This window comes from Planktothrix pseudagardhii (assembly GCF_904830925.1).
GTDB lineage: Bacteria > Cyanobacteriota > Cyanobacteriia > Cyanobacteriales > Microcoleaceae > Planktothrix > Planktothrix tepida.
The window spans coordinates 6,084,097-6,106,511 of record NZ_LR882967.1; the positions used below are offsets into that span (position 1 = coordinate 6,084,097).

Annotated in this window: 22 protein-coding genes and 1 pseudogene; 12 read left to right on the forward strand and 11 right to left on the reverse strand. The window is 38.8% G+C overall.

All coding sequences use genetic code 11. The annotated features are described in order from the left end of the window. Window positions 1-123: 123 nt before the first annotated feature. From NMK36_RS26380 to NMK36_RS26390, 3 genes are all read right to left on the reverse strand, one after another. On the reverse strand, window positions 124-999 hold the full coding sequence (locus tag NMK36_RS26380; RefSeq protein WP_072717770.1) for an ABC transporter permease: 876 nt from the start codon (window positions 997-999) through the stop codon (window positions 124-126). Window positions 1,000-1,054: 55 nt separating this feature from the next. After that, on the reverse strand, window positions 1,055-2,074 hold the full coding sequence (locus tag NMK36_RS26385) for an ABC transporter ATP-binding protein (protein WP_072717769.1): 1,020 nt from the start codon (window positions 2,072-2,074) through the stop codon (window positions 1,055-1,057). 95 nt (window positions 2,075-2,169) lie between these two features. Next, window positions 2,170-2,844: an MBL fold metallo-hydrolase gene (locus NMK36_RS26390; protein WP_072717768.1), complete on the reverse strand. Its 675-nt coding sequence runs from the start codon at window positions 2,842-2,844 to the stop codon at window positions 2,170-2,172. Between the two features lie 66 nt (window positions 2,845-2,910). On the opposite strand from NMK36_RS26390, the gene NMK36_RS26395 reads away from it, so the two are divergent. After that, complete coding sequence (locus tag NMK36_RS26395) at window positions 2,911-4,383, forward strand: site-2 protease family protein (protein ID WP_072717767.1); 1,473 nt, start codon at window positions 2,911-2,913, stop codon at window positions 4,381-4,383. A 13-nt stretch (window positions 4,384-4,396) separates the two neighbouring features. Here NMK36_RS26395 and NMK36_RS26400 read toward each other — a convergent pair whose 3' ends face one another. Further along, entirely contained in the window at window positions 4,397-5,299 is a 903-nt protein-coding gene (locus NMK36_RS26400) for a LysR family transcriptional regulator (protein ID WP_072717766.1), read from the reverse strand. Between the two features lie 236 nt (window positions 5,300-5,535). Between NMK36_RS26400 and NMK36_RS26405 the strand changes: the two genes are divergently transcribed. After that, the gene (locus tag NMK36_RS26405; RefSeq protein WP_254175004.1) at window positions 5,536-5,820 is read left to right on the forward strand and encodes a hypothetical protein; all 285 of its coding nucleotides are present in this window, start codon (window positions 5,536-5,538) and stop codon (window positions 5,818-5,820) included. A gap of 559 nt (window positions 5,821-6,379) precedes the next feature. Continuing rightward, window positions 6,380-7,384, forward strand: coding sequence for a phosphoribulokinase (locus NMK36_RS26410; RefSeq protein WP_072717764.1), 1,005 nt, complete (start codon window positions 6,380-6,382; stop codon window positions 7,382-7,384). A 227-nt stretch (window positions 7,385-7,611) separates the two neighbouring features. On the opposite strand, the gene rnc is transcribed toward NMK36_RS26410, so the two are convergent. Further along, complete coding sequence (gene rnc / locus NMK36_RS26415) at window positions 7,612-8,793, reverse strand: ribonuclease III (RefSeq protein ID WP_254175005.1); 1,182 nt, start codon at window positions 8,791-8,793, stop codon at window positions 7,612-7,614. A 203-nt stretch (window positions 8,794-8,996) separates the two neighbouring features. Here rnc and NMK36_RS26420 point away from each other — a divergent pair, with 203 nt between their 5' ends. Genes NMK36_RS26420 through NMK36_RS26430 form a run of 3 tightly spaced genes read left to right on the forward strand, consistent with a single transcriptional unit; the run spans window position 8,997 to window position 10,015 of the window. Next, window positions 8,997-9,329, forward strand: coding sequence for a type II toxin-antitoxin system RelE/ParE family toxin (locus NMK36_RS26420; RefSeq protein WP_254175231.1), 333 nt, complete (start codon window positions 8,997-8,999; stop codon window positions 9,327-9,329). Then, the gene (locus NMK36_RS26425; protein ID WP_254175006.1) at window positions 9,316-9,654 is read left to right on the forward strand and encodes a transcriptional regulator; all 339 of its coding nucleotides are present in this window, start codon (window positions 9,316-9,318) and stop codon (window positions 9,652-9,654) included. The genes NMK36_RS26420 and NMK36_RS26425 overlap by 14 nt, the downstream gene beginning before the upstream one ends. Continuing rightward, complete coding sequence (locus tag NMK36_RS26430) at window positions 9,644-10,015, forward strand: helix-turn-helix domain-containing transcriptional regulator (RefSeq protein WP_254175007.1); 372 nt, start codon at window positions 9,644-9,646, stop codon at window positions 10,013-10,015. The genes NMK36_RS26425 and NMK36_RS26430 overlap by 11 nt, the downstream gene beginning before the upstream one ends. A gap of 129 nt (window positions 10,016-10,144) precedes the next feature. On the opposite strand, the gene NMK36_RS26435 is transcribed toward NMK36_RS26430, so the two are convergent. The 3 genes from NMK36_RS26435 to uvrA all read right to left on the reverse strand — a co-directional run bounded on the left by NMK36_RS26435 (window position 10,145) and on the right by uvrA (window position 13,873). Next, window positions 10,145-10,453, reverse strand: a complete 309-nt coding sequence (locus NMK36_RS26435) for a HigA family addiction module antitoxin (RefSeq protein WP_254175008.1) — start codon at window positions 10,451-10,453, stop codon at window positions 10,145-10,147. A 4-nt stretch (window positions 10,454-10,457) separates the two neighbouring features. Further along, window positions 10,458-10,742 carry a type II toxin-antitoxin system RelE/ParE family toxin gene (locus NMK36_RS26440; RefSeq protein ID WP_254175009.1) on the reverse strand — a complete coding sequence of 95 codons (285 nt, stop codon included), beginning with the start codon at window positions 10,740-10,742 and terminating at the stop codon, window positions 10,458-10,460. 110 nt (window positions 10,743-10,852) lie between these two features. After that, window positions 10,853-13,873, reverse strand: a complete 3,021-nt coding sequence (uvrA, locus tag NMK36_RS26445) for an excinuclease ABC subunit UvrA (protein ID WP_254175010.1) — start codon at window positions 13,871-13,873, stop codon at window positions 10,853-10,855. Window positions 13,874-14,033: 160 nt separating this feature from the next. Here uvrA and NMK36_RS26450 point away from each other — a divergent pair, with 160 nt between their 5' ends. The 4 genes from NMK36_RS26450 to NMK36_RS26465 are packed head-to-tail and all read left to right on the forward strand — an operon-like array spanning window position 14,034 to window position 17,351. Next, window positions 14,034-14,753: a phospholipase D-like domain-containing protein gene (locus tag NMK36_RS26450; protein WP_072717761.1), complete on the forward strand. Its 720-nt coding sequence runs from the start codon at window positions 14,034-14,036 to the stop codon at window positions 14,751-14,753. 44 nt (window positions 14,754-14,797) lie between these two features. After that, entirely contained in the window at window positions 14,798-15,181 is a 384-nt protein-coding gene (locus NMK36_RS26455; protein ID WP_072717760.1) for a type II toxin-antitoxin system RelE/ParE family toxin, read from the forward strand. Then, complete coding sequence (locus NMK36_RS26460; RefSeq protein ID WP_072717759.1) at window positions 15,178-15,687, forward strand: helix-turn-helix domain-containing protein; 510 nt, start codon at window positions 15,178-15,180, stop codon at window positions 15,685-15,687. Before NMK36_RS26455 ends, NMK36_RS26460 begins: the two co-directional genes overlap by 4 nt. Next, window positions 15,684-17,351 (forward strand): tyrosine-protein kinase family protein, encoded by a 1,668-nt coding sequence (locus NMK36_RS26465; RefSeq protein ID WP_254175011.1) that lies wholly within the window; start codon window positions 15,684-15,686, stop codon window positions 17,349-17,351. The genes NMK36_RS26460 and NMK36_RS26465 overlap by 4 nt, the downstream gene beginning before the upstream one ends. 230 nt (window positions 17,352-17,581) lie before the next feature. On the opposite strand, the pseudogene NMK36_RS26470 reads toward NMK36_RS26465, so the two are convergent. Beyond that, a pseudogene (locus NMK36_RS26470) lies at window positions 17,582-17,905 on the reverse strand (ISL3 family transposase); the annotation flags it as partial. Window positions 17,906-18,023: 118 nt separating this feature from the next. Further along, complete coding sequence (locus NMK36_RS26475) at window positions 18,024-19,220, reverse strand: phosphoglycerate kinase (protein WP_072717757.1); 1,197 nt, start codon at window positions 19,218-19,220, stop codon at window positions 18,024-18,026. A 165-nt stretch (window positions 19,221-19,385) separates the two neighbouring features. On the opposite strand from NMK36_RS26475, the gene NMK36_RS26480 reads away from it, so the two are divergent. Together NMK36_RS26480 and ylqF are read left to right on the forward strand one after the other, a co-directional pair. Next, a complete protein-coding gene (locus tag NMK36_RS26480; RefSeq protein WP_072717756.1) occupies window positions 19,386-19,802 on the forward strand; it encodes a universal stress protein in 417 nt (138 codons plus the stop codon). 114 nt (window positions 19,803-19,916) lie between these two features. After that, complete coding sequence (gene ylqF / locus NMK36_RS26485) at window positions 19,917-20,750, forward strand: ribosome biogenesis GTPase YlqF (RefSeq protein WP_072717755.1); 834 nt, start codon at window positions 19,917-19,919, stop codon at window positions 20,748-20,750. A 121-nt stretch (window positions 20,751-20,871) separates the two neighbouring features. Here the strand turns inward: ylqF and NMK36_RS26490 are convergent, their stop codons facing one another. Beyond that, window positions 20,872-22,143 carry a glycosyltransferase gene (locus NMK36_RS26490; RefSeq protein WP_254175012.1) on the reverse strand — a complete coding sequence of 424 codons (1,272 nt, stop codon included), beginning with the start codon at window positions 22,141-22,143 and terminating at the stop codon, window positions 20,872-20,874. Window positions 22,144-22,415: the final 272 nt, after the last annotated feature.

Consider the following 22,415-nt stretch of genomic DNA (forward strand, 5'->3'; position numbering starts at 1 on the left):
ATAAAAACTTAGATTTCCATATTGTAGCTATTTTTTGGAAAATTTAAAATAAAAATTCCCCCTAACGTTCGAGAAATTCGGAATGCTGGGGGGATTAATTTTTAGATAAATTTTATTCCGGTTTTAAGCAAACCGACGCTTTAATAACGGCTGAATTGAGAGTAAAGCGACCGTTGCAAATCCGAATAAAACCAATAATGCACCCCCAAAAGTAATGGTTGCAAAGGGAGCGTGCATCACTACACTATTGAGTGCCCAATCCTGATGTAAGTATAAATAACGAATCGGTTCAATGGCATAACTGAGGGGATTCAGCGAAGCCACAACTTGTAACCAAGTAGGCATAAAAGATAAAGGCGCGAGGGCGGTACTGGCAAATAAAAGCGGTAAATTCGTCACAAAGATCACAGCAATTAATTCAATATGACCGGGTAAAGCAAAGGCTAATCCTAAACTTAAACCCGTTACCCCTAGCACTAATAAAAGCACAATCAAAGTAATGATACTTAATCCCCCAATTCCGGGTAATCCTGCCCCTAAAAAGGCTCCGGCTGCCACAATCACTGAAGTTTGAATTAAGCTCAAGGTAACGATATAAATTGCTGAAGCTAAAACAATAGAAAAGCGAGACACTAAAGGAGCGACTAATAACCGATTTAAAAACCCAAATTCTCGGTCAAACATGACAGGTAAACCTGCATTTAAAGCTCCCGCAAAGGCTGTAAAAACAATAACCCCAGCCCCTAAAAACTGAGCATAATTTAACGTTTCTCCAAACAATCCTTTGGGGGCATTTTGAAATAAAGCTCCAAACAAAATTAACCACATCAAAGGTTGAATAATCCCAGCAATTAAGGTAGAAGGACGACGTTGTAATTGAATAAACAACCGACGGGTTAAGGCTAGGGTTTCTTGTAGGAATTCTCCGACTAAATTCGGTTGTTGATTAGTCGTTTGATGGGAAGTTGATAATTTAACAGATGTTGTTGAACTGCTCATAGTTGTTAACGATTGAGGGTTGACTGTTCAGGGTTGGGAATTAAAAACCCAGTTTCTAGCGCATACTTTTCTTTTTCTCAGCTTTTAAATCTCGATTACTGGCTGCTGCAATTTCAGCATCCAGTAAAGTTCGACCTGTTGCTGCTAAATAAACATCATCTAAACTGGGTCGAGATTGGGCAATGCCAAAGGTCGGTAAACCCGCATCTTTTAACGCCTGTTGAATCGTAAACAACGCATCACTTTGAGGTTGAACGACTAAATTCAAAGAATTGCCTTGAGCATTATTAATAATAATCTCTTGTACAAAAGCGAGAGATTGTAATAAAGCTTTGGCTTTTTCAGCTTCTTCCAAGGGCGAAAATTCTCGAATTCTCAGGGTAATGCGATCGCCTCCAACTTGATCTTTTAACTCAGACGGTGTACCCGTTGCAATCACCACCCCTTGATCAATAATTGCCACTCGATCTGCTAAAGCATCTACCTCTTCTAAATAGTGACTGGTAATTAAAACCGTTGTCCCATTTTCTCGTAATTGACGGAGGAAATTCCACACTGCGACCCGGCTTTCAATATCTAAGCCAACGGTCGGTTCATCTAATACTAATAAATCCGGTTGATGCAGTAACCCCGATGCTAAATCTAAGCGTTTCCGAATTCCCCCGGAATAGGTTCCAGTTTTTTGATCAATCCAATCTTGTAATCCTAATAAATTCGTAACCTGATGAATTCGTTCGGCAATCGTAGCACGAGGGATATGATACAGGGCGGCTTGTAATTGCAATAATTCACGTCCGGTTAAGACTTTATCGAGGGCGACTTCCTGAGCGACATAACCCAAGCGTTGACGAGCTAATCTCGGTTGGTCAATCACAGAAATACCCGATATTTCTAAACGTCCAGCATCAGGAGTAATTAACGTACACAATGCACGCAGGGTTGTGGTTTTTCCGGCTCCATTGGGGCCAAGTAAACCAAAGATTTCTCCGGGTTGGACATCAAGAGACACATCTTTAACAGCCTGGATAGAGCCATAGGATTTTTGTAAATTTTGGATCACAACAGCAGGAATCATAGTGCACGTTTAAATAAACTAAATTACTGATGGGGTAAGTCCGAGGGGAATTTATTCGCCGTCAGGTTCCTTTTTTGTATTGTATCTCTCTTTCCCTAGAGAATAGCTGGACTCAACAAACACGCATCTAAATCAAGACTTGCCAATTTTTCATAAGCATGATTAATCAAGCGTTCTCCTCGTAATGCTCCTGTATTTGCACCGGGACAAATATAGTGCAAGGTATCACAATTAAAGCGTTCCAATATGAATCGAATACTGTTTAACTGTCGTGGCCAGTGAAAGGTTTTAGCGGTGCGGAGGGGAACGGGTTGACCTTGGAGATTGGGTAAGAGATGACGTCCGGTGAACAAAACCCCGACTTGCCCACTAAAATAAAGACAAGATGAACCGGGAGAATGTCCAGGTGTCCAAAAAACCGAACTCTGGGAACTCAGCCTTAACTCTTTCTCAAAGGTTGTCACCGTTGACTCCGGTAATAAATAAGCTTCTTGTTCTTGGATGACAATCTTGCATCCCCATCTGTTTTGAATCTCTCGTGATGAACCGATTGCACCCCGATGGGTAATGAATAACCCTTGAACACCACCCTGTTGCTCTAAAAATTGCTGATTTGTTTCATTCCATAAAGGTGCATCGATCAAGATGTTCATCTGGTTCTCTACAATAAAATAGGCAGTTCCGCCCAAAGTGTCCCGGTTGGGTGGGAAAGCATAAATATTTTCCAGTACAAGTCGGGGAGTTTTGGGGACAGAACGCTCCTGGGACATATCGTTATTGTTTTTAGGTTCAATTTTTGATTTTAATCGAACTTGTTTATTGAATTAAAACTACAGATGATCATGTTATTTTGGTTACTGATTTTAGGGTTGATGACCTATTGGCTTCTACAACGGGGAGTTGCTCAAATTACTCGAACTCCCATTTGGTTGCTATGGTTGGTGATGATGACTCCAGCGTTCATTTGGGGAACCTGGATGTTTGCTTATGATCAAAAACCCATTCCAGCAGAATTAGTGATTATTCCTTTTATTGCTTGTCCCTGTTTATATTGGTTTTTAGTCCAATGGGGTCGTCTTCCGCCGCCTACATCATCAGAGTCCGCCATTCCAACCGAACCTAGTCTTCCTGTGGAAAATCCCCACTTACCTCGTCCTTTAGATCAACAAGAAGAAGAAACCCTTCGCACTTGTTTTCCTTGGACTGTTTTTCCTCTGCATAATATTGAATATCGGCTACAAGCTGTGATTTGTCGGGGTCAGTTACGGTCAAATCCTGATGTAGCTTATCGAACGATTCGAGATAATATTAAAGCTAAATTTAGCGATCGCTTTTTGATTGCCTTTCAACAAGATCTCAAAGATAAACCCTTTTTTGCCTTAGTTCCTAATCCTTATCCAGAAAATACCGAAAATTTACTCAAGCCTGATGCTTTAAACCGTCCAATTTTAGGTTTAGCACTGGTATTAATTACTTTATTTACAACAACGGTGGCGGGTGTGGAAATGGAGAATATTTCCCTAGATACTTGGCAAGCAAATCCCCGTTTATTAGTATCTGGATTACCTTATAGTTTGTCCTTAATGGCAATTTTAGGAGTTCATGAGTTAGCTCATTATTTAACTTCGATTCGGTATAAAATGAAAGCGACATTACCTTATTTTCTGCCGATTCCATTTTGGTTAGGAACCTTGGGGGCGTTTATCCAAATGCGATCACCCTTTCCCCACCGGAAAGCGTTATTTGATGTCAGTATTGCTGGCCCTTGGGCGGGATTTATCATCAGTTTACCGTTATTAATTTTAGGCTTAAATCAGTCAACGGTTGTTCCCTTTGATCCGAAAAACTCTGGATTTTTAAATTTTGAATCCTTGCATCCCAGTTTTTCGTTTTTATTAACAATATTGAGTAAATTAATATTAGGGGATGCCTTGACTTCGGAACAAGCCATTCATCTACATCCTCTGGCGATCGCGGGATATTTAGGATTAATTGTCACAGCAATTAATTTAATACCAGTGGGACAATTAGATGGGGGTCATCTGGTTCATGCTATGTTTGGTCAAAAAACCAGTTTCGTGATGGGTCAATTCACTCGATTTTTTATCTTAATTTTAGCATTAATCCACAGTGAATTTATAGCCTTAGCTTTGTTATTATTCTTTTTTCCGTTACAAGATGAACCCGCCTTAAATGATGTCAGTGAATTGAATAATATTCGGGATATTATTGGGTTTGTAACCTTGGGGTTATTATTGTTACTTTTATTACCCATGCCTTCTGTTGTTGGTCAATGGTTGAATTATTAATCTTAAAATCTGGTTAAACCGCTTTTTTATTGAAGCGTCCAACCTGTCTTAAGGCATCTAAAAAGGTATAAACCGCCGGAGAATGGAGGGCATTTTTTAAGACCATTACACCGATGACTCGAATTAAGGGATCGGGTAATTGACAAACTTGAACCTGGGGAGGAACCGGACGTGCTGCTAAACCCGGAATAATTGAGACTCCCAAACCTTGAGCCACCATGCCTAAAATTGTTGAATCTTCTCGCACATGATAGGCAATATTTAAAGGAAAATTCGTTTTTTTTAAATATTTTAAAATCAACGAAGAACAACAACTGGTTGAAGACAAAATTAAGGGATAGGAGGCTAATTGTTCCCAGGTTAAACGGGAACTATTAATGTTATAATGAGGAGGAAGAATGGCGATATAATCATCTTGTAAGATTTCCCAAACTTCAAATTCGGCACTGGTGGGTAAATAAGTAAATCCAATATCCGCTTGACCCGTGCGAACTGCGTGTTCCATTTCTGGGGTATCATCAAATTCTGTTAAACTCACCGTCACGTCTGGAAAATGGCTGCGAAATTGAGCAATCACAGACGGTAAAATATGAGTCGAAACACTGCGAAACGAAACAATCCGAATATTGCCACCTTGTAATCCTTTTTCGCGGTTGGCTTCCTGAACCATTTGCGCTAAAAGCTGTTGAATTTGACGTGCTTGAGTGACCATCTTTTCTCCCAAAGGCGTTAAAACCGCTCCATATCGTCCTCGTTTGATCAAGATAACGCCTAATTCAGCTTCCAAGGTTGCGATCGCATGACTAACCGTAGACTGGGATAAATTCAGGTTCAATGCAGCTTCGCTGAAGTTTCCCGTCTCAGCAACGGCGACTAAAGCCCGGAGTTGGGAGAGTTTCAAATTTTGGGGATTCATAGGACAATAGCAGGGAACAGGGAACAGGGAACAGGGAACAGGCAGGAAAAAAGACTTAACCCCTCTTAGTTTGTCGCCTCAGTCTATGTCCTAACTGCCTTGGCGACTGCTATATCTATCGATTTTATCGATATTACCTATCGATGTTATCCGTTGATTTTTTATTGTAAGGGAAATAGAGTAAGTTTAACCGCTAAAAACTCTCAAATTCTTCTGTAATGAGGAGAGAAATTGTTATGAATAACCTCACCGTTTATTTAATTTTGGATTCCCTTAACTCGCTTCACCCGTTTCCCTCAAAACCCGCTTTCTCATCCCGCCATTTTCTGACAAAATTTCAATCCACTTGGAATAAAATGATCGCGATGCTAACGGTGGGAAAAGAACCCAAAATTTGGTTATCCTCTGATGCGGAAGGCAAACGCTACTGGAATGCCTTTGATCCGCAAACCCATTGCTTTGTTGAACATTTATCAGAAGGAGAAATGCGAATTTGGATTGAAGAGCGATATCATTTTTAAAGGGAATTTGGGTGTTAAGATACAGCACTTCTTAACTCTGTGTAACTGATTTTACAACCTAAGAATGCTTTCTGTTAAACTGATCCTGGTTTTTCCTGCTGACCTGCAATAATTTTGGGGGACAATCGGGATCAGATGTGATGACATCATCTCAAGTTAGAATCAAAAATGTTATTCTGATGACAATTACTTGACCCAAAGCGGGTAAACCTAGACATAGCTGAGTTATTGACCTCCATAAAGCGGATAAAAGGAAGAAAATTACAAAGTTGGGGATTCAACATCTTTACCGAAGACCCATAATCTGTAACTATATTCAGATTAAGCCTTGTGGGGATGATCCCCTTCTGGTAAAATCAGAAACAAAAGTTAGTATTAAATACTTAGCTTGCCTGAGTGCAAGGCCTTCTGTCAGTCGGGAGTCTGTTCACTACCATAAGTTGAGGTTTACTTTGCCTTCAGATGAGGTGAGGACTCGACAATGCTGGCGTTGGTAATAGTTTTAATACTCAAAATTCAATGATTAAATTGTCAACAGTTTCTTTTAGGTTAGAGGAAGATGGGAAATAAGCCGGATCGCGTGGTTTTAATTGGTGTTGCTGGAGATTCCGGGTGCGGAAAATCAACATTTTTACGTCGGATAACAGATATCTTTGGGAAAGATTTTGTGACGGTTATCTGTTTAGATGACTATCATTGTTTAGATCGAAAGCAACGTAAAGAAACCGGAATTACGGCTCTAGATCCTAGAGCTAATAATTTTGATTTAATGTATGAGCAAATCAACGCTCTTAAAAATGGTGTCTCTATTGATAAACCCATTTATAACCACGAAACTGGCGAGATCGATCCTCCCGAACGGATCGATCCGAATCATATTATCGTGATTGAAGGGTTACATCCGTTATATGACGAACGGGTGCGCTCGCTGCTAGATTTTAGTGTTTATCTCGATATCAGCGACGAAGTTAAAATTTCGTGGAAAATTCAGCGTGACATGGCAGAACGCGGTCATCGTTATGAAGATGTTCTCGCCGCTATTAATGCCCGTCGTCCTGATTTTGAAGCTTATATTGACCCCCAAAAGAAATACGCTGATGTGGTGGTTCAAATTCTGCCCACGAACCTGATTGCTGAAGATAAAGAACACAGAATCCTGCGGGTGCGTCTGGTACAGAAAGAAGGGGTGGAAGGACTCGAACCCGCCTACTTATTTGATCAAGGATCGACAATTCATTGGACACCTTGCGGACGCAAACTCACCTGTTCTTATCCGGGTTTAAAAATGTATTATGGCCCTGATAACTACTACGGAAATGAAGTGTCTATCCTTGAAGTCGATGGTCAATTCGATAACCTCGATGAAATGATCTACGTCGAAGGACACTTAAGCAACCTGTCTACAAAATACTATGGGGAAATGACCCATCTGCTCCGCGAACACCAAGAGTATCCCGGTTCCAATAATGGTAGTGGATTATTCCAGGTGTTAGTTGGCTTGAAAATGCGCGCAACTTACGAGCGCTTAGTTGGAGTTACTGAAAAAGTAGCAGCAACCGTCTAAGTTTTTGATTGTTAGTGATTAACTCAAACCAACATAACGCGGGATAAACCGATCTCGCGTTATTTTTTATCTTAATTTTAGATGAGAAAGCCCAGCGCTATAACATATTTATTAATCTCAAACAGAAAGTCGGTTTCTAACATTTAGCTGTCTCCCCAGAAACCGGGTTTCTGAAGTTATCTTGATTAATAATAACTAATCTCAAAGAGAAACCCGGTTTCTAACATTTAGCTATCTATTAATCCTAATTTTTGTAAAGCCACGTTAGCAGCTTGCTTTTCTGCTTCTTTTTTCCTTGTAGCTTTTCCATAGCCATAAACACGATCATTGACTCGAACTTCCACACCAAAAACTTTATCATGATCACTACCAGATTCGTGAATAACACAATATTCAGGATTTTGTTTATGATTAATGATCGCCCACTCTTGAAAACGATTTTTTGCATCCGTTGAAATGTTAGAAGAGTTAGCCTCAATTTTGATTGTTTCTAATTGTTCTAACATCGGTTTTAACCATTCCCAAACCGCATCAATACCAGAATCTTTATAATACGCTCCAATAACCGCTTCTAAGGTATTACTTAATAATGATGGGTTAGTTCGTCCGGTTAATTCTTCTCCTCTCCCTAATTTCATCCATTTTCCTAAATTGAAATCCTGGGCTACTATTGCTAACGCTTCATTACTAACAATTTTTTCTCGTTTCTGGGTCAATATTCCTTCTGCTTCACCTAAATATTTTTCATATACAAAATCTCCGGCTAAGAATTGTAAGACAGAATCTCCTAAAAATTCCAGTTGTTCATTATCTCCTTCTGTTTTAGTTGGATTTTCAAACATATAACTCCGATGAGTTAATGCGCGGAACAATAATTTAGGATCTTGAAACGGAATGATATCTAAAAGTTCTTTCAATTCCTCTCTAATTTTCTGATCTCCTTGAGAAATATTAGATTGAGTTGAATGAGATTTTTCTTGAATCAGAAGTTTTAAGACACTTTGTTTGTGTACATCAACCTGTTTTTCCTGTTGTTCAGCACCAATTTTAACCAGTAACCGATGGATACTATCTAACGCACGAAAAGTGTCATCTGCTGAAAAGCAATTATTATGCGCCCATTTATTTCTGACTTCAATCAATTCATTGACTAAACCTCTTTCGGGAGATAAGTATGTTTTGAAAACTTTATCCCATCGTTGATTAATAACACTTAATAATACAGAAACATCTTGAAGAATTTCTTCATCGCTGCGGTTAGAATTGTTTTTATTAGAGATGCACTGTTTCACCTGAGAAAACCACGCATTACCATAAACCAATCTCATTTTTTCTTCAAGGTAAGGAGACAAAACTTGACTTAATAAAGTTAAGCATTGACCAATTCTTTCATTGTTGCTGAGTTTCATATTGACTTTATCCTTTTCCTCTAAACTGGATAACAATAAAAAAGCCACACCTATCAGCACTGGAAAACAGCTTGATACTATAGGGTGAGTTAGCTTAGACTTTAACTACAACTCAACAATATTCGATTTCTGAAAAACTGATATTTTTTTGTTATCCCCAAATTTGATAAACTGGGAAATGAGCGATCGCTATAATGATCATGATGGAAAGTCAACCGAGGGAGATTGAACGTTATGTTACTTCAGAGGGTAAAGTTCCGTTTACCGAGTGGTTAGAATTAATACGAGATAGAACAGCAAGAGCTAAAATTAAATTCAGATTAGATCGAGTAGAGGAGGGAAATTTAGGAGATTATCGTTCTGTTGGTGAAGGTGTATTTGAATTTAAAATTAATTATGGCCCTGGCTATAGGATTTATTTTGGACAAGTTGGGTTAACCCTAATTTTATTACTCTGTGGTGGAGATAAAAGCACTCAGCAAAAAGATATTAAAAAAGCAAAAGAATATTGGAGAGACTACAATGCAAGACGTTAAAGTTCCCGTTAGTGATAGTTACCATAATTATTTAATTGAATCTCTTAAAGCTCCAGAAGAAGCCGCAGCTTATCTGGAAGTTGCGTTAGAAGAAGGTAGTGATCAACCTCAATTATTAAAAAAAGTCATCAGCAATATTTTAGAGGCTCACATTCAATTAAATGATGGTTATAATTCTAATCAAATTAATCGAGAAAAACTGGATCAAGCTGTAGCCTTAATCAATTATGATGCTATTTATGATTTTGTCGAATTAGTGGATATATTGGGCTTTAAAATCTCAATTCAGGTGAAAGAATCAGAAATAGAAGAATATGAAAAATAACTTAACAATGTGTACTTGTCTGTCAGCGCAAGACGTTAAAACTCCAATTAGTGATAGCTGGAAAGAGGCTTTGATAGAATCTCTCAAAGATCCTCAAGAAGCAGCAGCTTATCTGGAAGTTGCTTTAGAAGAAGATCCTGAACCAAAATTATTACTCGCAGTCCTTGAAGATATTATCAAAGCTTTTTCTGCTGACCGTTCTTTATCGGATGAAACCCTTAAAAAATCTGAAATTTTGCATCATTTATTAACAATAAGCAGTTGTGCAGAGATTTATAATTTTGTTGAATTAGTTAATCTTTTAGGTTTTAAAATCTTAATTCAGGTGAAAGAACTAGAAACAACAGGGAATGAAGAATAACTGAATAATGTATTCGTCTCAGAAACCGGGTTTCTGAATAAATCTTGATAGTCTACAACTAATCTCCATTAAAAACCCGGTTTCTTGCGTATTGAGCAAGTTAATCATTTGTTTATTGTGAAGATTTGATCATTTTGGCTGTTTTCTAAATTTCAAGACTTCAGACTCTAACCGATCTTCTAACTGATCTTTTGCTAACTCTAAATCATAAGTAACTTGAATATTTAACCAAAATCGTTCTGATAGTCCAAAATATTTTGATAATCTTAAAGCGATATCTGCGGTAATAGCAGATTTTCCTTGAATAATCTCATCAATTTTGAACCCAGGAATATGAATATCCTCTGCTAACTGTTCTGGGGTAATCTCCATCGGGTTCAAAAATTCTTCTAATAGAATTTCGCCGGGATGAACTGGATCTAATTTAGCTTCTATCATAATTTTAACGATGATAATCTACAATTTCTACATCCAACGCATTTGCATTATCCCATCTAAAACAAATTCGCCATTGTTCATTGATGCGAATACTATATTGACCTTGGCGATCGCCTTTTAACTTTTCCAGACGGTTTCCAGGTGGAACCCGCAAATCTTCTACTGTTTCAGCCGCATCTAATATCGCCAATTTACGTTGAGCAATACGTTGTATTGATGGGGGAAACTTAGAAGAAGACTGTCTCCTAAATAAACGTTCTGTCTCCTTACATTTAAAATTTTGAATCATTCTATTTAATCATAACAAAATAGCATCATACCGTCAAATGCTATTCTGAGTAAAGATTAAGCATGATTTCTAATAGACTTAGATAGGGAAATGATAGCGAGAGCATCACCCTATTTAGAGGAATGCTGTTTTAACACCTGTTTTAAATAAATTCCCGTGTAAGATTTAGCATTTTTAGCAATATCTTCTGGGGTTCCTTCTGCAATAATTTCACCGCCTTTATCTCCCCCTTCTGGCCCTAAATCAATCACCCAATCTGCACACCGAATGACATCTAAATTATGTTCAATCACTAAAATTGAATTACCTTTATCGACTAATCGTTGTAACACATTTAACAATTGATGCACATCATAAAACGATAAACCCGTTGTCGGTTCATCAATTAAATATAATGTTTTCCCCGTTGCGCGTTTGGATAATTCTGAAGCTAATTTCACCCGTTGTGCTTCTCCTCCCGATAACGTCGGTGCGGGTTGTCCTAAGCGAATATATCCTAAACCCACATCGACCAACGTTTGTAAACGACTCGCCGCCCTGGGGATATTTTCAAACACTTCTAAAGCAGTTTCTACAGGCATATTTAACACATCTGCAATGGAATACCCTTTATATTTCACCTGTAATGTTTCCCGATTATATCTCGCTCCTTTACACACTTCACACTGAACATAAACATCGGGTAAAAAGTTCATTTCAATAATATTAACTCCCTGTCCGCCGCACGCTTCACAGCGTCCGCCTTTAACATTAAAGGAAAATTGTCCGGCTTTATAACCTCTAGCTTTGGCTTCAATGGTTGCTGTAAACACCTCTCGAATAATATCGAAAACTCCGGTATAAGTGGCGGGGTTAGATCTGGGAGTCCGACCAATAGGAGATTGATCAATCACAATCACTTTATCTAATGCGTCTAACCCTTCTACTGTTTTTAAATCTTTAGGAAAAGGAACTTTTCGGGTAAAATGATGTTGTAAAGCAGGATAAAGTAATTCATTCATTAAGGTAGATTTTCCTGAACCCGAAACCCCCGTAATACTCACTAATTTTCCTAATGGGATTTCAACGGTAATGTTTCTTAAATTATTGCGACTAGCGTTAACTAATTTAATGCTTTTTCCATTCCCTATTCGGCGTTCTGTGGGAGTTTCAATTTTTTTCCGTCCTGAGAGATAAGCACCTGTTAAAGAAGCTTCTGATTTTAACAATATCTCCAAATTTCCTTGCGCTACAATTTCACCGCCATGCACTCCCGCCCCTGGCCCAATATCCACTAAATGATCCGCCGCCCGAATCGTTTCTTCATCATGTTCAACTACAATTAAGGTATTACCTAAATCTCGTAATTTAATTAAGGTATTTAATAGTTTGGTATTATCCCGTTGATGTAACCCAATACTCGGTTCATCTAAAACATACAAAACCCCCGTTAATCCGGCTCCAATTTGGGTGGCTAATCGAATTCGTTGGGCTTCTCCTCCTGATAACGTTGATGCGGTTCGAGCTAAGGTTAAATAATCTAATCCCACATCGAGTAAAAATTGTAATCGAGCTTTAATTTCTCGCAAGACTAATTCAGCGATTTTCGCCTGTCTTTCTGTTAGGTTTAACTGATTAATTCGGTCTAAACAGTCCCGTATCGAAACTGCTGTTAATTGATGAATATGATATTGTCCGACACGCACCGCTAACGCTTCTGGTTTTAATCGTTTTCCCAGACAAACTTCGCAGGGTTGATCAATTAAATATTGTTCTAATTTTTGCTTTTGTAATTCGGAAGCGGTTTCCTGATATTGACGTTGTAATAACGGAATCACCCCGATATAAGGACGATAATATCCTTTATTTTCCCGATAACGAGAATCGGTTTCTATTAAAATCGGTTCCTCTGAACCATAGAGGAGAATCTGTTGCTGTTCTTGAGTTAATTGATTCCAAGGAGTGGTAATTTCAAAATTAAACGCTTGACCCACACTATGTAAGAGAGATAAATAATAGGAATTATCTTTTTCTGACCAAGGCGCAATAGCTGTATAAACGGGTTGAGTTAAATCAGGAACAACTAACTCCGGGGAAAAGGTTTTCAAATGTCCTAAACCATGACAACTCGGACAAGCACCAAAGGGAGAATTAAAAGAAAATAACCGAGGCGAAAGTTCTTCCATCACCGCCCCATGTTCAGGACAAGCAAAATTCTCAGAAAAAACCAGTTGTGAAGAAATAGATGAAGCTTCTAAATTTTCGGTTTCTACTTCGTAAGAATTATCGCTATTTTCAGCAACTTTTTTATCTCCAGATCTTGCAATTTTTGGGTCAGTTGATATATACTTATTATTAGTTCGCGACGCGGATACCTTATCTGATGTATTATCTAATACCTCTATCACCGCAATTCCACTGGATTGCTTTAAACAGGTACTCAAAGAATCCGCTAGACGTTCCTCCAGTCCTGGCTTTTTAATTAAGCGGTCAATGACGATTTCAATGGTATGGGTATAATTTTTATCTAACTCAATGTTTTCGGACAGGTCAAAAATCTCAGAATTGACCCTGACGCGAACAAATCCTTGAGACGCTAAACTGGACAAAAGTTTACGGTGTGTTCCCTTTTTCCCCCGCACCACAGGGGCGAGAATCATGAATTTGGTACGGTCGGGAAGTTCCATAATCCGATCGCACATTTCATCAATCGTTTGGGGCGCAATATTGCGATCGCAAATCGGACAATGGGGTTCACCCGCACGACCAAACAGCAACCGCAAATAATCATAAATTTCCGTCACCGTCCCCACCGTAGACCGAGGGTTATGGGACGTTGATTTCTGGTCAATGGAAATCGCCGGACTCAACCCTTCAATGGCATCGACATCGGGTTTATCCAGTTGTCCGAGAAATTGTCGCGCATAAGCACTCAGTGATTCCACGTAGCGGCGTTGACCTTCGGCGAAAATGGTATCAAAGGCTAAGGAAGATTTACCCGAACCGGAAACCCCTGTAAATACAATTAAGCGATCGCGCGGTAATTCTAAGTCAATATTTTTCAAATTATGTTGTTTCGCACCCCGAATGCGAATTCGGTTGGGGGTGTTGTTGGGATAGGGTAGGGGGTCAGAAAGTGATGTTGAGTTCACTGCATTTCAAGTCGTACAGTCCTTAATTATCTTAGCGTTCTGACAGAAAGGCTGTTTCTCAAGCAAAATTTTGGTTCAGAACAACAGATCTAGTGTGGTTGCAGATTAAATTCTATTTATGTCATAATCTGAATCAACCAATAATTCTAAAAATAGAATAATGTCACTAATCAACTCAGATCCTTTGTCTGTTCAATCGTCTCTCAACCCGCTTTTACTCTTGGACAAATTAGTCGATCACCCGAATGGGGTTGAGTTGTTGAGACAGTATCAAGAGTTCTACCAACAGGTACAAGCGGATCAACATCCTGTGATCGAAACCGTTAAAGGTCGTATAGAAAGCCGGATCATCCTCATTGATGCACTTTCCAAAGCGAAGGAATTTGTGATTATTAGTAGTCCTTGGTTAAGCCAACGTAGTCTTGATCAGGATATCTTGTTAAGAATGACGGCTTTACTGGATCGAGGCTGTTATCTCTATATTGGCTGGGGCTATAGTTATGATATAAAAGGAATAAGTCCCTATGGCAAGATCATTAATATTTTTCCATCAGGTGAATGCTTCATTAATATGACTGCTGATACCGCAGGACATTACAGTGCTTTCCCTAAGCTACAAGAACTACGGAAACGCTATCCTGAACAATTGGAACTCAAATTAACGGGAACCCATGAAAAGTATATTCTTTGCGATCACCAATTTGCGATGGTCGGGAGTCACAACGTTCTGAGTTCCCACGAAAGCAGCCTATCTGCGCCAAGAGAGATGGGTGTAAAAACAACAGATCAGAGTGTGATTGCTGATTTGATTGAAGATTTTTTCAACGCTCCTGACTTAAAGTATGATCCTAACCTAGTCTCAGAAGCAACGGCGAGTTGAAATTTTATTCTAAATATGTCATGCTATACTAGGGAGATAGAGGAGTGACGGAGCAATGGCACATTGAATTTTACTTCGATGCCGATGGAACAGCCCCCGTTAAGGAGTTTCTGAAAGATCCTTCGCTCACACCCGGAGAACTGAAGCAACTCCAGCTACGGCTAAAGCTATTACAAAGTTACGGATTAAGGTTATTGAGGGAAAGATCAGATATTTTAGACAAAATTGCAACCCAAACTAACTTATATGAACTGCGGTTAGATAATACTCCGAATAATCCTCGCATCTTTTTCTGTACTTTAGTCGGTAAACGGTTTGTCTTATTGCACGCTTTTAAAAAGAAAACTCAAAAAACTCCTAAACGAGAAATTGACCAGGCAGTAAGACGGCGTGAACGCTTGATGAAACAACAGGAAGGTGAAAAATGACTCATAATCAAACTCAAGATGTTTTAGCATTCCTCAATGAAATTATTCCAGACACACCAAACACTCGACTGGTAGAAAGACAGGAATTATTTCGAGTTGCTTTAACTCAAGTGATGCGAAATTTGCGTAAAAAAATGGGGTTAACTCAGGCGGAGTTAGCTGAAAAAATGGGAGTAGGTCAAAGTTGGGTTTCTAAATTAGAAAGCGCCAATAATGATCATACATTTGAATCCGTTTTAGCTTATTTAGATGCGTTGGGTGCTGACTTTGAAGCATCATTTTTGCTGAATGGTCAAAAAGTTGCTGGAGTTGCGGCTAAATTAGGGATAACACCCCAAGAGTTTGAAGAAACGATTAAAACTGTTTTAGATGATATAGAAGAATTACCCCCTCAAGAAAATCCACAAACGCCAGAATTTGATCTAATTTCATCAGAACAAAAAACAAAATGTAAACAAGCACAGAATCTTGTTTCTAAGGATGGTTTCTGGGGGACAGCAGCATGAAAACCATTACATTCTATTCCTATAAAGGTGGTGTGGGTAGAACCTTAGCTGCTGCTAACTTTGCCGTTTATCTTGCGAAACTTGGGCTAAAAACAGTTATTATTGATTTTGATTTAGAAGCTCCAGGAATTGATGCTAAATTTCATAGTTTGAAAGTACCAGAGGATCACAAAGGGCTTTTAGATTATATTTTGCATTATCAAATTCATAACCAAGAGTTGTGTCAAATTCAAGATATTTGTCTTAAAGTCCCTTTTGGTGATTCTACTGAGTCTATTCCCCTGTGGTTAATTCCATCAGGTCAATATTTATCTGAAAATTATTATAAACAACTGAGTCAGTTAGATTGGGGTAAAATTTTTTCTGAAGAACTTAATGGGGTTGCCTTTTTTCAACAATTTATTGCCTACATCAAGGAAGATTTAAAAGCAGATTTTGTCATTATAGACTCTCGTACAGGTATTACTGAAATTGCTGGTTTATGCACCCAACAATTAGCTGATGAAGTCGTAATGCTTTCCTCTATGAGTTCAGAAAGTATCAAAGTCACGAAGCATATTAAAAACTTAATTCAAAAAAGTCAAGTTGCTCAAGCACTGGACAAGAAAATTGATGTTAAAGTTGTTGTTTCTCGTGTCCCTAAACCCAACGATATTTCAACTTTTAAAATAAGATGTTATAAACGTTTTGAAGTAGAAGATAATAAACTTTTCTTTCTATTTTCTTCGTCTTTGCTAGAACAAAATGAGTTTTTAGCACTGGTTAGTTCTAATAAAGATGAAGAACTATTAAAAAATTATGTTAGTTTATTCTATGGATTAAATATAGAATTAGCCGATAAAAATATTCGTGAGCAAGTAGAAAATATTAGTAAGAGTTTGCTGTCTCTTCCTCCGCAAGAAACGGAAAAAAGAATCCTTGAAATTGCAGCTATGTACCCTCATCCTGAAGTATATAGAACTGCAATGAGATTTTTCTATTTTACTAAAAATGAAGAAGCCTGGATAAATTATGGATTTAAGATGGTTGATTTAATACCTAATGATGAAGAAGCTGACAATTTATTAACTAATAAATTATCGGAAATATTGTCTAATATTTCCGATAAAAATAAAATGGAAACCCGAAAAGACAAAAAATTAATAGAAAATGTTTTAAAGTTTGTAGAAAAAAGATGGATACAAGGAAAATTAGAGCCTGAAAAGATAGAAATTTTTGCTTCTTTTCTTGCAGACATAGGAAACTATAAAAAAAGCTTAGAACTTGTTTTACCTCTGTGCAACAGGGTTCAATTAGATGATATAACTCATATCTACATTCGTTTGACTGCCGTTAAAGCAGCCTCAAAAGACAATCAGCCGGAATTAGCAGAAAAGCTATCTTTAGTAGCTCTATCTTTATGTAAAGATAAACTAGAGATTTGTTATGTTTCACAAGAAATTTTTAAATATTTTTATAGTAAGCCTGTCTTACAAATAGCAGTAGATCTTGCTTATAAGTTTGATGGAATAGATGATTTAGTAGAGGTTTTACAAGATGCTGAATATCTTCAAAAATTAAGTAGAGATCAACCGACACTTTATGAAGATATGAATAAATTAAAATTACATAAATTAGCTGATTATTTTTTGAAAATTTATGAAAGAAGTTATTATAATTTGTAATTAAATTAATTTCCCTCTTTTTAATCATGGTTGATAGTGAATTTTTGACAGGTGGCAGAGCCACCCTAATATCATTTCTAGGTAGAACCTAGAAACGAGGGGGAGGAGGGAAGTTTTAGGAGGCGATCGCTATTATCTTAGCGTTACCATTGGGATTTGGGAGTTGTGGATCTAAAAAGGGACTGTTACTATAGTATGGGATAGTAAAAATTAAGGCTCTTCTAGACTAACTATGATAAATTAGAAGAAAAATGCCAATTTAAGAGAACTCTTCTTCTAAAGTTAGCAAAATTATTTAAGCCATACGCTCTTCTCTTAATTAACTTAATTTTCTGATTGATTCCTTCGACGACCCCTTGGGTAGTTCGATTGTCGAAATAGGCGAGAATTTCGGCAATCCACCTTTTGATTGTTTAGTCTAACTCTTCATTGACTTGTTTGATGACATGAAATCTATCGGCAACTACTTGTGCATTCGGCATCAGTTCTTCCACTACACTTTTATAGGGAACCCACAAGTCTATACTGACTTCTTCTATTTGATTTAAGATCTCATAACTAGCCTAGAAGAACCCTATTATTCAAGTTCCATAATTAAACGTTCAGGGTCAAAAAATAGTAGGGGAATGACACGGCCATATCCCCTACAGTTCGGATTAAATTATCCTAAAATTACTTGTCATTTAACGCTGCAATTCCAGGTAATACTTTTCCTTCTAACAGTTCTAAACTCGCGCCACCTCCAGTGGAAATATGGCTCATTTGTTCGCCTAAATTCAACTGTTCAACAGCCGCAACGGAATCACCACCACCGATAATTGTAATCGTGCCTGTTTTAGTTAAATCTGCTAAAGTTAAAGCGATCGCTTTGGTTCCCGCCGCGAATTTCTCGAACTCAAAAACCCCCATAGGGCCGTTCCAAATCACGGTTTTACAGTCGCCTAAAGCTGCTTGAAAAACTTTAACAGAATCAGGGCCAATATCTAACCCCATCCAACCATCGGGAATATCATTAATACTAACGGTTTTGGCTTCTGCATCAGGGGCAAATTTATCCGCAACAACCACATCGGTCGGTAACAGGAACGCTACGCCTTTTTCTTTGGCTTTTGCTTCTAAAGCACGAGCTAAATCGAGTTTATCTTCTTCTACCAAAGATTTACCCACATTTAAACCACGAGCTTTATAAAAGGTGAAAATCATCCCACCGCCTAACAGTAATTTATCGCATTTATCTAAAAGGGCTTCAATGACACCAATTTTAGAAGACACTTTAGAACCGCCAACAATAGCAGCTAAAGGACGTTTGGGTTCTTCAATTGCACCTTGCAAAAACTGGAGTTCTTTTTCAATTAAATAACCCGCCACAGAAGGCAAATAATGGGTTACGCCTTCAGTAGAAGCATGGGCACGGTGGGCAGTTCCAAAAGCATCATTAACGTAGAAATCGGCAACAGAAGCTAATTTTTGAGCAAATTCAGGATCATTTTTTTCTTCTTCGGCATAGAAACGGACATTTTCTAAGACAGTGACATCCCCATTTTCCATAGCAGCAACAACTTGGGCGACTTCATCCCCAATACAATCGTCACATTTCTTAACCGGTTTGCCTAACAATTCCGATAACCGGGCTGCCACAGGGGTTAAACGCATGGAGTCGTCTATTCCTTTGGGACGACCAAAGTGGCTAGTTAAAATAACTTTAGCACCTTTGGAGGTTAAATCTTGGATTGTCGGCAGAGCAGCGCGAATCCGTGTATCATCGGAAATTGAACCATTATCAAGGGGAACATTAAAATCAACGCGGACTAATACTCGTTTCCCAGATAAATCTGATGCTGATAAATCTGCTACAGTTTTTTTTGACACAGGATTATCCTCCTAGGATGTGTTCTTGTCTTAATCAGATTAAATTTAGGTGGCATTGGTCAGGTTTCGGACAGTTTGATATTGTCTGTCAACCCAATGAGGTCTACCACCCAATCGTTCACAGTAAACATTCTACCGAAGTCCGCGTCTCGGAGATGCGCGATTATGTTTAAAACTGTTTTATTTGCTGTTGATCAAAGCCGTGAAGCCCACGAAGCGGCTGTAATTGTGACCAACCTTGTCAAGACCTATCAGTCTACTCTCTATGTTCTGGCTGTTGTGGAACCTGACACTGAGGTTCGTGACCCTCAGCCCCACGATGAACAAATGACATCCCCGGAAGCAGTGGCGGACTTACTCGAACAAGCTCAAGCCCTGTTTTCTAAGGAGGGGATTCAGGTTCAAACCCTAGAACGACAAGGAAAACCAGCCTTCACGATTTGTGATGTTGCTGATGAAATCGATGCTAATTTAATCGTCATCGGCAGTCGGGGTACTGGTCTGACTGAAGAAGGTGCCGCCGATAGCGTCACTAACCGCGTCATTAACTTGTCTCCCTGTCCAGTTCTGGTTGTTCCCTAACAAGGTATTGACGCTTAACTGTAACCCAGCAAGAACGCTCCCCGTCCCCTTGTCACCCTGTCCCCTCTTGTCACCCCGTCCCCTTGTCTCCCATTCCCCCAGCCCTAAACCCCTATGTCTATCCAATGGTATCCCGGTCATATTGCTAAAGCGGAACGCACCCTTACCGAACAACTGAAACGGGTGGATGTGGTGTTGGAGGTACGAGATGCTCGGATTCCTTTGGCGACCCATCATCCCCAAGTTCCCCAGTGGGTGGGGAGTAAAACCAAAGTTTTAGTGATTAACCGTATGGATATGATTCCTTCTCATATTCAGAAACAGTGGGAAGAGTGGTTTCAACAACGGGGGGAAACGGCATATTTTACCAATGCTCAGTTGGGGAATGGGGTGGAAGCGGTCGCAAAAGCTGCCCAATTAGCCGGGGTGCAGATGAATGAAAAACGAGCCTCACGGGGAATGTTACCCCGTCCGGTTCGGGCTGTGGTGATTGGGTTTCCCAATGTGGGAAAATCGGCGTTAATTAATCGGTTATTAAAGCGGCGGGTTGTGGACAGTGCACGACGAGCGGGGGTGACTCGTCAGTTAAGATGGGTGAGAATTTCGGAGACTTTGGAATTATTGGATGCCCCAGGGGTGATTCCGACTCAAATCAAAAAACAAGAAGATGCGTTAAAATTAGCCATCTGTGAAGATATTGGGGAAGCAGCTTATGAAAATCAACAAGTCGCTGTGGCATTAATAGAATTCTTACAAGATTTGAATTTACAACATTTATTAGCCACCCGGTATCAATTAGAATTTAATGCCCTCAGTGGGGATATTTATTTACAAGAATTAGCAGAACATCGACATAAAGGGGATATTGAAAGAACGGCTCGTCAATTATTAAATGATTTTCGTAAGGGATTATTAGGAAATATTGCGTTAGAATTACCCCCTCATTAATCACAGGGATAGTAATTAAACATAGGCATTGATAGAAGATTCTTTGTCGCCTCGGAGTAAATTCATAATCTCACCGACATAATCAATAACAATCAGAAACCCGGTTTCTAAGGGACTCCTGTTAAAACTTATGTTTTATTCTTAATAGTTGGGCGGGTTCACTTAAAATTTGAGTATAAAGATCGCTTAATTTTAAGGCAACCCCTTGCCAACTAAATTGGGTTTCTACTTCTTTTCTTCCCGCTTCTCCCAGTTGTTTTGACCAGTTAGGATTAGATAAAATTCGATCAATCGCTTCAGTAAAAGCCATCTCATCTTTTGGCGGACATAATAACCCCGTAACTTCAGGAATAACTGTAAATTTTAATCCCCCCACATTAGAAGCGACTACAGGAGTATAACTTGCCATGGATTCAATTGCGACTAAACCAAAGGGTTCATAATGGCTGGGAACCACACAAACATCCGCCGCTCGATAATATAATGGTAGTTCTTCGTCTAAAATTCTGCCTGTAAATTGGGTAATATCATTTAACCCTAATTCATCAACAATTTTTTCCAAACGATGGCGTTCTAATCCATCACTACACCCCGGACGAGAACCCCCGCCAATGATTAATTTTAACTGAGGATCATAGCGAAATTTAGAATTAGCGATCGCCCTGATTAAAGTTTCTATTCCTTTTCGAGGATCAAATCGACCAATATAAAATACCAGTTTTCCTTGGGGATCGAATCCTAACTTTTCCCTGGCATCTGCCTTAGAAACTTGACCTAATTGATCAATATTAGTTCCACAGGGAATAATATTAATGTTGCCAATCTCAGACACCAATTCTCGTAAAAACTGTTGTTCTTGGGGGCTAGTCGCAACAATTCGTTCTGCGGTTTCTAAACAAATTTTATCAACATTTAATCGAGTGTGAGCAATTTTAGGAATATCAGAAACGGCTTGATATTTAACAATTCCTAAAGAATGATAGGTATGAACTTGTCGTAAAAGTTGATGTTTTTTTAATTCCAATCCGACCCAACCTGATAACCAATAATTGGTATGGATTAATTCATATTGTATCCCGGTTTCGGCTTGATATTTTTGAAATTTTTCCACAAATTCCAATAAATAAGGAAATCCTTGATCTCTAGGAATAAATTCTTCTGGGCCAGCAATTAATCGAATCGTGCGACAATTGGGACGATGCTGAACAATCAGAGGTTGATCAGGATGACTTCTGCGGGTGAACATATCCACGGGCCATCCTAACGCAGCTAAGGCTTCCCCTACCTGACGGACATACACATTTTGTCCTCCGGCTTCCTCCTGTCCGATGGTAATATCGGGATCGCCATGAATCGAAATTAATGCTACGGGTGTTCGGGGTTGAAATGTCATAGAGAGGAAATTAAACGGATGTCAAGAGGGAGACGGTTACAGCCCCCATTACACCGAAACAGGGGGAATTTTTCGAGGAAGGACTATGAAAAAAATGGCAAGTTTTGCCGTTGATTTGAAAAAATTAGTCAAAATTCTTATATCATTTTATCACGAATTGTGCTTTTAGCTGTTCCTGGAAAACAAGTCAAAGTTTAAAGGTTAAATTTCGATTTGGGGTTGCTGTACACAGAATTAATAGGGAGTTGAATGCCAATTTAATCCTTTTGAAC